We start from the raw sequence: 13,655 nt of genomic DNA on the forward strand, positions 1-13,655 counted from the left end.
CTTTTGGCGTCCATTGAATCGCGGTTGTTGCCTCTTATTTTAGCGTAGCCGATGTGAAGCAATAAGCTCCGCTGCGTTTGCTACCGTCTTCTCATAAGTCAGACGAAATTTTTCGCGAAGGACCTCGTCTGGAGAGCCGACACATGCAAAATCAGAGAAGTGCCTAACTAATCTGCTGGTTATTTCGTTCGGTTCGATAGCACTGGCTACGACAATTGTGTAGCGCTGCAATCTTGCAAGAAGCCAATCCGAAAAGGTGTCGTAGCCAAGACTCGGGATATGAGCGGGACTGACCATGCGCACTTTGTGTTCAAGAGCATGGGTAAAGGCTTCTTCTAGTCGGTCGAGTTGTGCCTTTGAGATTGATCCATCCTCAAATGCCTTGACCATTCCGCGATAGTACGCAAATGCGCAAAAGGCCGCAATTTCGGAGCGGATACGATCCTCGTCAGCACCAAACTGGACCATAAGAGAGAGTTCGTCATCAATGCCGGGGGAAATTCCCGGCCATAGAAAAGCCGTAAAACGAGCGGCAAAAAAGACGGACAATTCCTCGCAAGTGGCTCGGGGTTTGAAGAGGCCAAACATATTGTGAGTATAGGTGGGCGAGTATGCGCCATGCCAATGTATCTACGACACTAAACGTTTACGGTAGGCCGAATGAAGGCGAAGCAAGAGGCCAACACGAAGGTAGTGCAAATGGTGCTACAGAAAAAGACGCTACACGTCTTTTTCTGTTTTTATGGGTTTGAGATTTTCGGAATTCGCCGAAATTATTGATTTTATGGTGCGCCCGGAAGGATTCGAACCTCCGACCCTTTGGTTCGTAGCCAAATGCTCTATCCAGCTGAGCTACGGGCGCACGTTGTGTTGTATGGCTCAAGCGACCGTGGCCGCGAACCCAACTTTCTAAGAATACAAGAGATAGCCCGGTTAGGCAAGCTACGCCGCAGGAGCAGGTTCTACGGGCTCGGGAAGCGTATAGAGCTGCACTTTTTCCACCACATCGAGACCGGCGCGGCGCAGCAGTTGGTGGATGACAGGCTCGGTCAGGCGGGTCGAATCGTACTCGACGCGGACCGTCTTTTCGGCTTCGTGGAAGACGATCTTGCGCACGCCGTAGACCTCGCGGATGTTAGCGATGGCCAGCGTCGCGGACTCGGACGGGGTGGCTCCGTAACGGTACAGGACTTCAACTTGAGTCATACGGGGATTTTACCAGCAGTTATAACTTGTGGAGGTAGTCGGAGATCTCGGAGCCGGTCCAGTCCTGCGCACTGACGAACTTGCGCCGGATGACGCCGTTGCGGTCGATGATGTAAGTCTCGGGGATCAGGACCGTGCCGTACATCTGGTTAACCTTCATGCTGGAATCGCGGACGGTGAGGACGTTGACGTGGTGCTGCACCAGGAAGTGGCGGTAGACGGCGTCGTCCTGGTCGGTGCTGACGGCGACGACCACGATCTGCGGGTTGCGCTGTTGCAGGGCGAGCAGGCTGGGCAGCTCTTCGACGCAGGGGGCGCACCAGGTGGCCCACAGGTTCAGCACGACGATCTTGCCGCGCAGCTTGCTGAGGTCGACGGTGGTGACGCCGTCGCTCATGACGAACTGGGGAGCGGGCTTGCCGATGTTGCCGGGATGCTGGCCGCGGTCGCAGCCGATGCCGGAGAGGCAGATCGCCAGAAGGGTTGCTAGGACCGGGAATGAGGACGCTTTGCGCACGAGAGGCTCCTGCTTCCTATAATACGAAGTCGTGAGCGAAGAGATTTTTACGGTGGAACAAGAAGAGGCTGAAGGCGAGCCGAAGCTGGCGTTGACGGTGATTGTACCGGCGCGGAATGAAGAGGTCTCGCTGGCCGCGTGCCTGGACTCGCTGCTGGCGCAGTCGGAGACGGGCTTTGAGCTGGGGCGAGACTGGGAGCTGATCGTCGTGGACGACCACTCGACTGACGGGACGGGGCGGATTGCGGCCCAATGTGCCAGCCAGCGGGCAGGGGTGACGCTGCTGGAGGCTCCGGCGCTCGACCAGCGCAATGGCGGCATGACCGGCAAGAACAACGCCTGCTGGGCCGGGGCGCAACAGGCTCAGGGGAAGCTGCTGCTCTTTACCGACGCCGATACGATCCACGAGCAGGGAAGCCTCTCGCGGGCGCGGCGGGAGATGGAGAAGTACGGGGCGGAGCTGCTCTCGTACTCGCCGCGGCAGTTGACGGAGGGCTTCTGGCAGAGGGCGCTGATGCCGCTGATCTTCTCCGAGCTGGCCATTGCGTATCCGCCTAAAAAGGTGAACGATCCAGCCAACCGTGTGGCGGCGGCGAACGGCCAGTTCCTGATGGTGGAGCAGGAGGACTACTTCGCGCTGGGCGGGCACAAGGCCGTGGGGCCGATGGTGCTGGAGGATGTGGCTCTGGCGAACCTCTTCAAGCGTGCCAAGCGGACGATCCGGTTTCGCTACGCGCCCGACGCGCTCTCGGCCCGGATGTACCGCAGCGCGAGCGAGATGATCGCGGGCTGGACGAAGAATCTGGCTCTGCTGTTTCCGAGCATTCTGCCGCTGATGCTGATGCGCCTGCTCGACCTCCTGCTCTTCGTGGGGCTTCCGGCGCTGGCGCTCTATCCGTTCTTCACAACGACGCAGCGACTGCTGATTATGGCGCTGTGGGCTCGCGTGCTCTGGCGACTCTACACGCGTGTGGCCAAGTCGAACTTCTCCGTGGCCGACTGCGCTATCTCGGTGGCGGGGCTGCCGCTGCTGGTCTTTGTGCTCTTCCGCAGCTATATGCAGGTGAAGGTTCGCAAGAGCGTCGAGTGGAAGGGACGCACTTACTCGAACGTGAGCCGTTGATGGTGATCTAAACTAACTGCTGGTGCCTAAACGATGATCTTTCTTACCCGCAAAGCCGAGTTTTCCGCCGCGCATTACTACTGGAACGACGCGCTCTCCGAAGCCGAGAACCTGCGCCTCTTCGGCAAGTGCGCGAACCGCAACGGGCACGGCCACAACTACACGCTGGAGGTGACGGTGGCCGGTGAGGTCGATCCGGTGTCGGGCTTCGTCGTGGACCTGAAGGAGCTGAAGGATATCCTCGAGCGCGAGGTCGTGGGGGTGTACGACCATCGCCATCTGAACCTCGAGATACCAGACTTTGCCAGCGTTATTCCGACCACGGAGAACATCGCCATCGCGGTGTGGAGACGGCTCGCGGGCAAGATCCCCAATGCGCGGCTGCATCGCGTGCGCGTGTACGAGATGCCCGACCTGTTTGCTGATTTTTATGGGGAAGAATAAGCATGAAGGCTTATCTCAACCGCCGCTATCACTTCAGCGCCTCGCACCGGTTGCACACCGATGCCTACGATGACGCACGCAATCAGGCCGTCTTCGGTAAGTGCAACAACCCGCATGGGCATGGGCATAATTACACTGTTCAGGTTACATTTTCCGGGCAGGTCGATCCGATGACCGGCATGGTCTGCAACCTGGCCGACCTCGACAGCTTTGCCCGGCAGTATCTGCTGGATCGGTTCGATCATACGAATCTCAATACTCTCGATCTTTTTCGGAAGCTGGTGCCGTCTACAGAGAATCTAACCATCGAGGTTGATCGTATCTTCCGCGCATTTCCGCACGCACATCTCGAGCGGGTTCACGTGGAAGAGACCGATAACAACTCGTTCGATCTGTACTCAGACGTGACCACTTAGTTTGTTTTTAGAAAGGCTGCATGATGCCGTCTCAACCCGAACAACCCGGAGACCCGTTAGCAGGGATCTCCACCCAGAACATATACCGCGAACTGTTGCGCCGCATGGGCGAAGACCCTGAGCGCGACGGCCTCTTGCGCACGCCGGAGCGGATGGAGAAGTCTACCGCGTTTCTCACGCGGGGCTATCAGCAGAGCATCGACGAGGTGCTGCACGGGGCGCTCTTCGACGTCGACTACGACGAGATGGTGATCGTGAAGGATATCGAGTTTTACTCGCAGTGCGAGCACCATCTGCTGCCGTTCTTCGGCAAGGCGCACGTCGCGTACGTGCCTCAGGGCAAGGTGATCGGGCTGAGCAAGATCCCGCGGATCGTCGATGTATTTGCGCGGCGTTTGCAGGTGCAGGAGCGGCTGACTCGGCAGATCGCCGAGGCCATTACGGCTGCGATTCGTCCGCAGGGCGTTGCCGTGATCCTCGAGGCCAGCCACCTGTGCATGATGATGCGCGGCGTGGAGAAGCAGCACTCTTCGACGGTCACCTCGGCGATGCTGGGGGTGTTCAATACGCAGTTGCAGACGCGGAACGAGTTCCTGTCTCTGGTGCGGCGCGCCGGTTCGGGCCTTTAGGGATGCGGGGTTCGAAGTAACGATGAATGGTCTTCTTGTTTTGGATAAGCCGAGCGGTATGACGTCGCACGATGTGGTCTCGCTGGTGCGGCGCGCTACCGGCGAAAGCTCTATTGGTCATCTGGGCACGCTGGACCCGATGGCGACCGGAGTGTTGCCGTTGCTGGTCGGCAAGTACACGCGCCTGGCGCAGTTCTTCGGGCAGGCGGAGAAGGTGTACACCGGTCACATTCGCTTTGGCTTTGCGACCGATAGTTACGACGCGGACGGCACGCCGAGTACGGAACCGAAGCCGCTGACGGCTTCGCTCGAAGAGCTGCGGCACATGGCCGAGGTCTTTCACGGGGCGATCGATCAGGTGCCTCCGATCTTCTCGGCTAAGAAGCTGGGCGGCGTGCCCGCGCACAAGCTGGCGCGCGCGGGATTGCCGGTGCCGGTGAAGCCTGCCCGCATCTTCATCCACGAGTTTCATCTGGTCTCGCTCGACGCGGAGCAGCAGGTGGCGGCCTTCGAGATGCGTGTCTCGGCGGGTGGTTATGTCCGCTCGGTGGCGCATGAACTGGGCGTGCTGGCTGGATGTGGCGCGCATCTGTCTTCGCTGCGCCGTACGCGGGCTGGAGCGTTCTCGCTCGATCAGGCCATCACCGTCGATCAGCTCAAGCAGGCTTCGACCGATGGCACGATTGAGACGCTGCTGCCGCATCCGCGCACGTTGATCCCGGAGATGCCGTCGGTGACGGTGGATGAGCAGATTGCGGGGCGTCTGCGCAATGGGATGCAGGTCAACCTGCCGGAGTTCTCGCAGGCCTCGCTGGTGAAGGTGTTTACGAGTCCGACGGAGCTGCTGGCCATCGCCAAGCGCATCGCGGGCACGTTGATGCAGCCGATTGTGGTGATCGGCTAGTACTTCGTACTGTTCTCGGGGTGGTATGGGCGGGATGATCTTCTGAGGTCCTCCCGCTGGTCGGAAGCGAGCATCTTTTGTTTGCGACCAGTGGAGGGACTGATATTTACTTCTTCAGCATGGGCTTGACTAGCCCGAGTACGTTGCGTGCGACGATCTCGTTGCCCTTGGCGGTGGCGTGGGTGCGGTCGGCCTGCATCATGCCGGGGACGCCGTAGACGTTTCGCAGCAGGAACGGCAGCAGTGGAACGCTGTATTGCTTTGCCAGCGCGGGATAGTTCGCGGTGAAGGTTTTTACGTAGTCGGGACCGTAGTCCGGTGGCAGCGTGATGCCCGCGAGCGCGACCTTGGCTCCCGAGGATTTGAGGCCGTCGATCATGGTGGCGAGGTTGGTTTTGCTGGTCTCGATCTTGAGGCCGCGCAGCCCGTCGTTGCCGCCGAACTCGAGCACGACGATCTGCGGCTTCATCGCGATGACACCGGGCAGGCGGTCCACGCCGTCCTTGGTCGTGTTGCCGCTGATGCCCTCGTTGACGACGTGGTACTGATAGCCGAGCTGGTCGAGGTACTTCTGGAGGAAGTCCGGGTAGCTCGCGCCCTCGTCCGCGCCGTAGCCCGCGGTGAGGCTGTCGCCGAAGCAGACGAGGAGCGGGCGCGAATCGGCTGGCATCGAAGCCGGTTGTGGCGCATCCAATGCCTGTTGCGCTACAGCATGGGTGGCCGCAGCGTCGGTTTTGCAGCCGGTGAGGCAGGGAGTGGCAACAGCTAGAATGAGACAGACGACGAGGTTCCGCATGACCTTCAAGGTAGCAAACCTCGCGTGTGCGATCCATCAGGAGACCTTCGGCCGTGATTGATGCTTCATCAGACAAACCTGCGGCGAGCATGATCTCGGTCAGTGGACTGCGCAAATCGATTCGGAACGGCAGCCGTACGGTCGACATCCTGAAGGGGATCGACTTCGAGATCGCGCGCGGACAGTTCGCGGCGATCATGGGTTCTTCGGGTTCGGGTAAATCGACGCTGCTGGGGCTGCTGGCGGGGTTGGATACGCCCTCGGCGGGCGAGGTGAGCCTGAATGGAGTTGCAATTTCCTATCTCGCCGAGGACAAGCTGGCGCAGGTGCGTGGGCGTACCATCGGGTTTGTCTTTCAGTCGTATCAACTGATCCCTACACTGACGGCGCTCGAGAATGTGCTGCTGCCGTATGAGCTGAACTCCGATGCGAGCAAGCCGGATGGATTGCAGCGGGCGCGGGCGCTGCTGGAGTCGGTGGGGCTGGGAGACCGGATGGATCACTACCCGGTGCAGCTCTCGGGTGGCGAGCAGCAGCGGGTGGCGCTGGCGCGGGCTTTCGTGCTGCGGCCTCCAATTGTGCTGGCCGATGAGCCGACGGGCAATCTGGACTCGGTGAACGGGGCTGCGGTGCTGGAGCTGCTGCTGAATCTGAACAAGACCGAAGGCACGACGCTGGTGCTGGTGACGCACGACCCGGTGCTGGCTACCTATGCGGATCGGCGGATTGTGTTGAAGGATGGCTTAGTGCTGTCAGACGAGCTGAATATTAATGGCTAGTCTCTCTTATCGCACCGCAGCCCGCATCGCCGCGCGTGAGATGCGGTCGTCGCGTACTCGTTTCTTCTTCGTCATTCTGTCGGTGGCGATTGGCGTGGCTGCGCTGACGGGTGTGCGTGGGTTCAGCTCTTCGTTTCGCGCGACGCTGTTGTTGCGGGCGCGGGCGATCATGGCGGGCGATCTTTCGGCTCGTATGACGCAGCAGCCGTCGACCGAAGAAGCGAAGGGACTGGAGGAGATAAGGCGCGAGGGCATCGAGATAACGCCGGTGACCGAGCTGGTCTCAATGGCGTCGTCGGCGAAGACGATGGACCCGCTGCTGGTGTCGCTGAAGGCGGTGGACCCGGCGAAGTATCCGTTCTACGGCACGGTGGACCTGGAGCCAGCGGCGGCGCTGCCGAAGGTGCTCGATGACACGTCGATTGCGGTGGCCGACGACCTGCTGGTGCGGCTGCATCTCCAGATGGGCGATCAGTTGAAGATCGGCAACCAGCTCTTTCGCATCGTCTCGGTCGTGACCAATGAGCCGGATCGCTTGTCCGGCTCGTTTGCGGCGGGGCCGAGGGTGCTTATGTCGCGGCGCGGGCTGGATGAGACCGGGCTGGTGACAGAAGGCTCTCATGCGGTGCAGCGATACCTGTTCCGGGTGCCGCGTCCGAAGAACGGCGCGGCCATCTCGGATGAGGCGGTGGCGGAGCTGAAGGCGCGGCTCATCAAGCTGCTGCCCGAGGCGCAGGTGACGGACTATCGCGAGACCAACCCGGCGCTGACCTCGGGGCTGGATCAGGCGACGAGCCTGCTCTCGTTGATGTCGCTGGTGGCGCTGGTGCTGGGCGCGGTGGGTGTGGCGATGGCGATGCGGGCGCACCTGCAACAGCGGCTGGATACGATCGCGATCATGAAGTCACTGGGGGCGCGGTCGGGGCAGATCATTCGTATCTATTTGATACAGACTTTGTTACTTGGTGTGGCTGGTGGCGTGTTGGGAGTCGTGCTGGGCGTTGGGGTGCAGATGGCGTTTCCTTATCTGCTCTCCAGCCTTGTCAACGTGCGGCCTGAGCTACACATTGATCCTCGGGCGATTGCCGCAGGGCTGGGCGCGGGCGTGCTGACGACGTTGCTGTTCACGTTGCCGCCGCTGCTGGATATACGTGGTGTGCGGCCCATACTTATTTTGCGGCGAGCGGTGGATGAGTCGGTTGCCGATGAGGGATTTATTGCCGGGTTGCTGAGGAGGTTGCGGAAGAACGTCGCGCAGATTGGGGCATTTGCGCTGATTCTGGGCGGGCTCTCGTTCATCGCATCGCGGGTGTCGGACTCGGCCACGGTGGGCAAGTGGTTTTCGGTGGGACTGTTCGGTGTGCTGGCGGTGCTGGTGCTGGCCTCGTTTGTGGTGTTGCGGGCGCTCAAGTATTTCCTCTCTCGGACCAGCCTGCATCTGCCGTCGTCGCTGCGGCATGGGCTGGCCAATCTGTATCGTCCGGGCAATCCTTCGGCGGCGCTGCTGGCTGCGCTGGGGTTGGGCGTGATGCAGATTATGATGGTCTTCCTGATGCAGCACGCGGTGGTGACGCAGCTTTACATCACCTCTGCGCCCAACCTGCCGAATGTGTTTCTGGTCGATATCACGAACTCCGAGATCGACGGGATGAGGAAGCTGCTGCTGGCTTCGCCGCAGGTGACCGCGCCGCCGGAGCTGCTGCCGGTGGTGACTGCGCGGATCACGCAGCTCGATGGGGTGCAGGCCGCGACGATCAAGCTGAAGAACTTTCCGCATCGAATGTTGCAGTCGATCAGTTTGACATGGTCAGATACGCCGCCGCCGGGGGCTACGATGGTGGCTGGCGCGTGGTGGACGGGAGCAGAGGCGGCTACGGCCGACAAACAACCTCTGGTGGCGATCGCCGAGCGTCAGGCAGTTCGGCTGGGGGTGAAGGTCGGCTCGAGCGTGACCTTCGTGGCGCAAGGGCGGGAGTTCACGGCGCGGGTGGCGGCGCTGACCAAGGCCGATGGGCAACATGCCTTCAGCCGGGCGGATTTTGTGATGCCGAAGCAGGCGCTGGCGGGGTTGCCGGTGGTCTGGTACGGCGGCGTTCATGCCGATCCGGCGCGGGTGGGGCAGTTGCAGCGGGCGCTCTATGCGGCGTACCCGACGGTGACGGTCATCAACGTGGCGCAGGCGCTCGAGACGATTCGCGGGGTGGTGCTCCAGATCATCTACGTGGTGCAGTTCCTGGCGGCGTTCTCGATCTTTGCCGGGGTCGTGATCCTGGCTTCGAGCATCGCGGGGACGCGGTATCGGCGTATTCGCGAGGTGGTGGTGCTGAAGACGCTGGGAGCCACGCGGGCGCGGATTGCCAGCATCTTTTCGATTGAGTTTGCGGTGCTGGGGTTGGTGGCTGGAGTGGTCGGAGTGTTCTTCGCCAACGTGGTGGTGTGGCGGTTGCTGCTGCGGCTGGACGTGCCGAACCACGTACAGTGGGGGCTTAGCGCGGCGGGGCTGGCTCTGACGGCGGTGCTGACCGTGGGGACGGGATGGGCGGCGAGCCATCGCATTCTGGGGCAGAAACCGCTCGAGGTCCTGCGCGAAGAGTAGAGCCGTATTGGAACCCACCGCGAGGGATACGGTTGTGCTGTCCTGAAATGAAACGGCTGGTTGTTGCGTGTGAGTCCGGATTGATCTTCCCGTCTACTGGGAGGGCTAAGATAGCAGAGGTGTCAGGGTATTTATCGCGCGGATTGGCGGCGTTCGGGGGGACGGATCAAAACCGTGTCGTCGCGCAACTCGTAGACATCTTTAGTGTTCCAATCAACAGAACGAGGTGACCTATGACTCATTTTAAAACTTACGCATTTGCATCTATCGCCGCCGTGCTGTTGGGCGGTGCGTCTGTCGCCCCGGCCCAGATCTCCGTCGGTATCGGGATTGGCGCGGCGCCTGTGTGCCCTTATGGGTACTTCGACTATGCTCCCTATGACTGCGCCCCCTATGGCTACTATGGGCCGGATTGGTTCAATGGCGGGCTCTTCATCGGCGCGGGGCCGTGGTATCACGGACGTCCGGGGTGGTTCGGACACGTCGATAACCGCTTCGATCCGCGTCATGGCTACCATGGACCGTTCCCGGGCCGCGGTGAGACGGCGTTCAACCACTTCCACGGCAACGAGGCTCGTGACGGCGCCGGTCACATTGGAAATGCCGGTCACGAGGCGGGTGGCGAGCGCAGCGCAGGTTTCGCTGGCGGCGGACGTCCTGGCGGTGGTGGACACGGCGGCGGTCACCGGTAAGATTCAAGTTGAGTGGTGCAGTGCGGAGCAGGCCCCCGAAGATCGGGGGCTTCTCTGTACTGGTAAGACTTGACCGGGCGCGTAGACTTGAAACCAAGGGGAAGGAGGCGCGGGCTATGGCGGAAGTAACTCAACGGCAACGTGCCATCCTGACTGCGGTGGTGGAGAGCTATATCGAAACCGGCGAGCCGGTGGGGTCGGCTACGATTGCGCGGTTGCAGGCCGGGGCGCAGGGGATCAGCGCGGGAATGAGCGCGGCGACGATCCGCAACGAGATGGCGGCACTGGCCGAGGCTGGATTGCTCGAGCAGCCGCATACCTCGGCGGGCAGGATTCCCACGGCGCGGGCGTTCCGCATGTACATCGAGCGGTTCGGCGAGCAGACGGCGAGCTCGGCGATTCAGGGGGCTTCGCGGCTGGAACGGCTGGAGATCGACGCGCGGTTCCGCGATGTCTCCGGCACGCAGGCGATCCTCGAGCGGACCTCGCATGTCCTGGCCACGCTTTCGAGCGGGGTGGGGGTGGCTATCGCCTCCATGCCGGACAAGGACACGCTGGAGCACGTCCATTTTTCGCGGCTGGCGACGGCGCGGGTGCTGGCCGTGGTGGTGACCAAGAGCGGCATGGTGCGGGACCGGGTGCTGGTGCTCGACCGCGACCTTTCGGCAGTGGAGTTGGAGACGGCGGCGAACTTTTTGAACGAGAACTTCCGCGGCTGGAGCGTCGAGCGCATACGAGCGGAGATCGCTCTGCGGGTAGAGCAGGAGCGGACGGAGTATCAACGGTTGTTGGCGGCGGCGCAGCAGCTTTGGGCCATGGCGGCACCGGATTTTCAGGCGGATGTGCGGTCGGTGTACGTGGAAGGCGTGGCTAACCTGGTGGGGTCGCAGCCGATGGGCAGCGTGGACGACCGGGAGCGGCTGCGGGAGATGCTGGGCGCGCTCGAGACCAAGCAGCGGCTGGTGGATCTGCTGAATGCGTATATCGACGCGCGGCAGGAGAGCGTGCGCGTGATCTTCGATCTCGAGGAGCAGGCTCCCGAGATGGCCGGTCTGGTGCTGATCGCGGCTCCGGCCAGGATGGCGGGTAACGCCAGGGGGACGGTAGGGGTGATCGGGCCGAAGCGGATGCAGTATGAGCGGACGATGCACGCGGTGGGGTACATCGCGCAGGTGTTTGAAAGGATGCTGGAGGCGGGGCCGGAGAGGCACGGACGCTGAATCGGGACGAAGTACGGGGCAGTGGGCCAGGAAGGTGATAAAGGGTGGGGAATCATGCAGAACCGCTGGGGCAGGGTGACGCGATGGGCCGGAATCGGAAATAATGAAAAGGATGCTGGAGCGGCGGACCAGAGTGGGGCGAGCCAGGATAGACCCGAGGGTCGGCACAGCGCAGAGAGAGATAGGAGTCGTGCAGAGATGTCGGATGAGACAAAGGTAACCACGGAGCTGGAGCAGGGCGTCAGTGAGGACGAGGGTTTTGAGGCTGTGGCGGACGGTTCCGCCGCTGAGCTGGAGCAGGTAAAGGGCGAGCGAGACCAGTTGCTCGACCGTTTGGCGCGGCTGCAGGCCGAGTTCGATAACGCTCGCAAGCGCGAGGCCAAGGAGCGCGCCGATGCCCGGGAGTACGCGATCGGGAGCACTGTGGAGCCGTTCCTGGGCGTGATGGATAACTTCCAGTTGGCGCTGAAGGCGCAGGGGTCGGCCGATCAGTTGCGCACGGGTGTGGAACTGATTCTGAAGCAGATGGAAGAGGCGCTGCGCGGGATGCAGGTGGTGGCGGTCGAGACGGTCGGCACGCAGTTCGACCCGCGAATCCACGAGGCGCTGGGAAGCATCGAAACTGCGGAGTTTCCGGATCACCAGGTGATCGAAGAGATTCGGCGGGGATACAAGATCCGCGAGAAGCTGCTGCGCCCGGCTATGGTGAAGATTGCGGTGAACTCGGCGCAGGTGAGCGATTAGGTTTCTGAAGTACTGATCGACGGGGATACGAAGCCCCATGTCTCCGGTTCGAGACATGGGGTATCCGGTTTTGTGTCGGAAGAGGAATATTTAGAGAGACGATGGCTACGGCAAACGTGACAAAGATGGATTACTACGAACTCCTGACGGTATCCCGGGACGCGAGCGATGCGGAGATCAAGACTGCCTATCGCAGGCTGGCCATGCAGTACCATCCCGACCGCAACCCGGATAATCCGGATGCGGAGGAGAAGTTCAAGGCCTGCAGCGAGGCTTACTCGGTGCTGAGCGACTCGGACAAGCGTGCCGCCTATGACCGTTATGGACATGCCGCGTTCCAGGGCGGCGGGCCGGGTGGGGGCAATCCCTTCCAGGGCGGAGGCTTCTCCGGGCAGGATATGGGGGACATCTTCGGCGATATCTTCGGCGAGATGTTCAACATGGGCGGCAACCGGCGGGCCAGCCGCGTGCAGAGGGGACGTGATCTTCGCTTCGACATGACGCTAGAGTTCGAGGAAGCGGTCTTCGGCAAGGAGAAGGAGATCACGATCCGTCGGGCGGAGGTCTGCGAGGACTGCAAGGGCGCGGGCACGGCTCGGGGCAAGCAGCCGCAGGCCTGCCCGCAGTGCAAGGGTGCGGGGCAGGTGCGGTTCCAGCAGGGATTCTTCTCGGTAGCACGGACGTGTCCGCAGTGCTCGGGTACAGGCACGCTGATTACCGACGCGTGCAAGACCTGCGCGGGCCAGACGACGGTGATGCGCGAGCACAAGATCGTGGTCAAGGTTCCGGCGGGCGTGGAGCAGGATACGCGGATTCGCTACCAGGGCGAGGGCGAGGCTGGCAGGTTTGGCGGTCCGGCGGGCGATCTGTACGTGGTGCTGGACGTGAAGCCGCACAAGTTCTTCGAGCGCGACGGCGACGACCTGCACTGCGTGATGCCGATCTCGTTTCCGCAGGCGGCGCTGGGTACGGAGATCGAGATTGAGGGGCTTGAGGGCACCGAGACGATCAAGGTTCCTGAGGGTACGCAGAGCGGGCGTCAGTTCAAGCTGCGGGGCAAGGGCGTTCCGCACTTGAACGAGCGCGGCAAGGGCGACCTGATCGTCGAGATCCGGGTTGCGACTCCGGCCAAGCTGACCAAGACGCAGCGGGATCTGCTGAAGCAGCTCGGGGAGACGATGGTGGTCGAGAATGCTCCGCACAGCCGCGGGCTGTTCGATAAGGTGAAGGATATCTTCAGCTAAACGAGCAAACGGATCAGTACTGAAAAGGCGCGGATTCAATCCGCGCCCTTTCAGTTTTCTTCTAAGTCAGTTGGGAGCTGGCGATGGCTATGGCGGCGATGGCGGCTGTCTCGGCGCGGAGGATTCTGGGGCCGAGGGTGACGTGGGTCCAGTGGTGTTCGGTGAAGAGGTTCATCTCCTCCGGCGTCCAGCCGCCCTCGGGACCGATGGCCAGCGATAGGTCGCTGGCTCCTGTGACAGCCGAGAGGAGGGTGGTGGTCTGCTCGGTCTCGCTCAGCAGGATTTTGGTGAGCGAGGTATCGGTGGTGAGTGCGGCCTTGAGGGCGTGGGTCGGCCAGCGTGGGG

The 13,655-nt window shown here is 61.8% G+C and carries 16 protein-coding genes and 1 tRNA gene; 11 read left to right on the forward strand and 6 right to left on the reverse strand.

Annotated features, from left to right (window positions below; genetic code table 11):
* Nucleotides 1–39: 39 nt before the first annotated feature.
* The 4 genes from FTO74_RS08415 to FTO74_RS08430 all read right to left on the reverse strand — a co-directional run bounded on the left by FTO74_RS08415 (nucleotide 40) and on the right by FTO74_RS08430 (nucleotide 1,723).
* Nucleotides 40–588 (reverse strand): hypothetical protein, encoded by a 549-nt coding sequence (locus tag FTO74_RS08415; protein WP_162537740.1) that lies wholly within the window; start codon nucleotides 586–588, stop codon nucleotides 40–42.
* Nucleotides 589–785: 197 nt separating this feature from the next.
* A tRNA-Arg gene (locus FTO74_RS08420) sits at nucleotides 786–862 on the reverse strand.
* An 80-nt stretch (nucleotides 863–942) separates the two neighbouring features.
* Nucleotides 943–1,206, reverse strand: a complete 264-nt coding sequence (locus FTO74_RS08425) for a hypothetical protein (RefSeq protein WP_162537741.1) — start codon at nucleotides 1,204–1,206, stop codon at nucleotides 943–945.
* 19 nt (nucleotides 1,207–1,225) lie between these two features.
* Nucleotides 1,226–1,723 (reverse strand): TlpA disulfide reductase family protein, encoded by a 498-nt coding sequence (locus FTO74_RS08430; RefSeq protein ID WP_162537742.1) that lies wholly within the window; start codon nucleotides 1,721–1,723, stop codon nucleotides 1,226–1,228.
* A 31-nt stretch (nucleotides 1,724–1,754) separates the two neighbouring features.
* Between FTO74_RS08430 and FTO74_RS08435 the strand changes: the two genes are divergently transcribed.
* Genes FTO74_RS08435 through truB form a run of 5 tightly spaced genes read left to right on the forward strand, consistent with a single transcriptional unit; the run spans nucleotide 1,755 to nucleotide 5,239 of the window.
* On the forward strand, nucleotides 1,755–2,846 hold the full coding sequence (locus FTO74_RS08435) for a glycosyltransferase family 2 protein (RefSeq protein WP_255462579.1): 1,092 nt from the start codon (nucleotides 1,755–1,757) through the stop codon (nucleotides 2,844–2,846).
* Nucleotides 2,847–2,879: 33 nt separating this feature from the next.
* Nucleotides 2,880–3,290, forward strand: a complete 411-nt coding sequence (locus FTO74_RS08440; protein ID WP_162537743.1) for a 6-carboxytetrahydropterin synthase — start codon at nucleotides 2,880–2,882, stop codon at nucleotides 3,288–3,290.
* Between the two features lie 2 nt (nucleotides 3,291–3,292).
* Nucleotides 3,293–3,706, forward strand: coding sequence for a 6-carboxytetrahydropterin synthase (locus tag FTO74_RS08445; protein ID WP_162537744.1), 414 nt, complete (start codon nucleotides 3,293–3,295; stop codon nucleotides 3,704–3,706).
* Nucleotides 3,707–3,726: 20 nt separating this feature from the next.
* Nucleotides 3,727–4,335, forward strand: coding sequence for a GTP cyclohydrolase I FolE (gene folE / locus FTO74_RS08450; RefSeq protein ID WP_162537745.1), 609 nt, complete (start codon nucleotides 3,727–3,729; stop codon nucleotides 4,333–4,335).
* Nucleotides 4,336–4,357: 22 nt separating this feature from the next.
* Entirely contained in the window at nucleotides 4,358–5,239 is an 882-nt protein-coding gene (gene truB, locus FTO74_RS08455) for a tRNA pseudouridine(55) synthase TruB (protein ID WP_162537746.1), read from the forward strand.
* 106 nt (nucleotides 5,240–5,345) lie between these two features.
* On the opposite strand, the gene FTO74_RS08460 is transcribed toward truB, so the two are convergent.
* Entirely contained in the window at nucleotides 5,346–6,035 is a 690-nt protein-coding gene (locus FTO74_RS08460) for an arylesterase (protein ID WP_162537747.1), read from the reverse strand.
* Nucleotides 6,036–6,124: 89 nt separating this feature from the next.
* Between FTO74_RS08460 and FTO74_RS08465 the strand changes: the two genes are divergently transcribed.
* The 6 genes from FTO74_RS08465 to dnaJ all read left to right on the forward strand — a co-directional run bounded on the left by FTO74_RS08465 (nucleotide 6,125) and on the right by dnaJ (nucleotide 13,310).
* Nucleotides 6,125–6,814, forward strand: a complete 690-nt coding sequence (locus FTO74_RS08465; protein WP_162539783.1) for an ABC transporter ATP-binding protein — start codon at nucleotides 6,125–6,127, stop codon at nucleotides 6,812–6,814.
* A complete protein-coding gene (locus tag FTO74_RS08470) occupies nucleotides 6,807–9,410 on the forward strand; it encodes an FtsX-like permease family protein (RefSeq protein WP_162537748.1) in 2,604 nt (867 codons plus the stop codon). The genes FTO74_RS08465 and FTO74_RS08470 overlap by 8 nt, the downstream gene beginning before the upstream one ends.
* 233 nt (nucleotides 9,411–9,643) lie before the next feature.
* Nucleotides 9,644–10,102, forward strand: a complete 459-nt coding sequence (locus FTO74_RS08475; protein WP_162537749.1) for a hypothetical protein — start codon at nucleotides 9,644–9,646, stop codon at nucleotides 10,100–10,102.
* A 116-nt stretch (nucleotides 10,103–10,218) separates the two neighbouring features.
* On the forward strand, nucleotides 10,219–11,322 hold the full coding sequence (hrcA, locus tag FTO74_RS08480) for a heat-inducible transcriptional repressor HrcA (protein ID WP_162537750.1): 1,104 nt from the start codon (nucleotides 10,219–10,221) through the stop codon (nucleotides 11,320–11,322).
* A 198-nt stretch (nucleotides 11,323–11,520) separates the two neighbouring features.
* Nucleotides 11,521–12,066, forward strand: coding sequence for a nucleotide exchange factor GrpE (locus tag FTO74_RS08485; protein ID WP_162537751.1), 546 nt, complete (start codon nucleotides 11,521–11,523; stop codon nucleotides 12,064–12,066).
* Nucleotides 12,067–12,182: 116 nt separating this feature from the next.
* Complete coding sequence (dnaJ, locus tag FTO74_RS08490; RefSeq protein WP_255462630.1) at nucleotides 12,183–13,310, forward strand: molecular chaperone DnaJ; 1,128 nt, start codon at nucleotides 12,183–12,185, stop codon at nucleotides 13,308–13,310.
* Between the two features lie 61 nt (nucleotides 13,311–13,371).
* Here dnaJ and FTO74_RS19965 read toward each other — a convergent pair whose 3' ends face one another.
* Nucleotides 13,372–13,593 (reverse strand): RsmE family RNA methyltransferase, encoded by a 222-nt coding sequence (locus FTO74_RS19965; protein ID WP_345934258.1) that lies wholly within the window; start codon nucleotides 13,591–13,593, stop codon nucleotides 13,372–13,374.
* Nucleotides 13,594–13,655: the final 62 nt, after the last annotated feature.

Origin of the sequence: Granulicella sp. WH15, from assembly GCF_009914315.1 — a bacterium.
GTDB lineage: Bacteria > Acidobacteriota > Terriglobia > Terriglobales > Acidobacteriaceae > Edaphobacter.

Excerpts from the sequence above, each read along its gene's own strand:
- FTO74_RS08415 (WP_162537740.1), bottom strand. The coding sequence starts at position 588 with ATGTTTGGCCTCTTCAAACCCCGAGCCACTTGCGAGGAATTGTCCGTC.
- FTO74_RS08425 (WP_162537741.1), bottom strand. The coding sequence starts at position 1,206 with ATGACTCAAGTTGAAGTCCTGTACCGTTACGGAGCCACCCCGTCCGAG.
- FTO74_RS08440 (WP_162537743.1), top strand. The coding sequence starts at position 2,880 with ATGATCTTTCTTACCCGCAAAGCCGAGTTTTCCGCCGCGCATTACTAC.
- FTO74_RS08445 (WP_162537744.1), top strand. The coding sequence starts at position 3,293 with ATGAAGGCTTATCTCAACCGCCGCTATCACTTCAGCGCCTCGCACCGG.
- folE (WP_162537745.1), top strand. The coding sequence starts at position 3,727 with ATGATGCCGTCTCAACCCGAACAACCCGGAGACCCGTTAGCAGGGATC.
- truB (WP_162537746.1), top strand. The coding sequence starts at position 4,358 with ATGAATGGTCTTCTTGTTTTGGATAAGCCGAGCGGTATGACGTCGCAC.
- FTO74_RS08460 (WP_162537747.1), bottom strand. The coding sequence starts at position 6,035 with ATGCGGAACCTCGTCGTCTGTCTCATTCTAGCTGTTGCCACTCCCTGC.
- FTO74_RS08465 (WP_162539783.1), top strand. The coding sequence starts at position 6,125 with ATGATCTCGGTCAGTGGACTGCGCAAATCGATTCGGAACGGCAGCCGT.
- FTO74_RS08470 (WP_162537748.1), top strand. The coding sequence starts at position 6,807 with ATGGCTAGTCTCTCTTATCGCACCGCAGCCCGCATCGCCGCGCGTGAG.
- FTO74_RS08475 (WP_162537749.1), top strand. The coding sequence starts at position 9,644 with ATGACTCATTTTAAAACTTACGCATTTGCATCTATCGCCGCCGTGCTG.
- hrcA (WP_162537750.1), top strand. The coding sequence starts at position 10,219 with ATGGCGGAAGTAACTCAACGGCAACGTGCCATCCTGACTGCGGTGGTG.
- FTO74_RS08485 (WP_162537751.1), top strand. The coding sequence starts at position 11,521 with ATGTCGGATGAGACAAAGGTAACCACGGAGCTGGAGCAGGGCGTCAGT.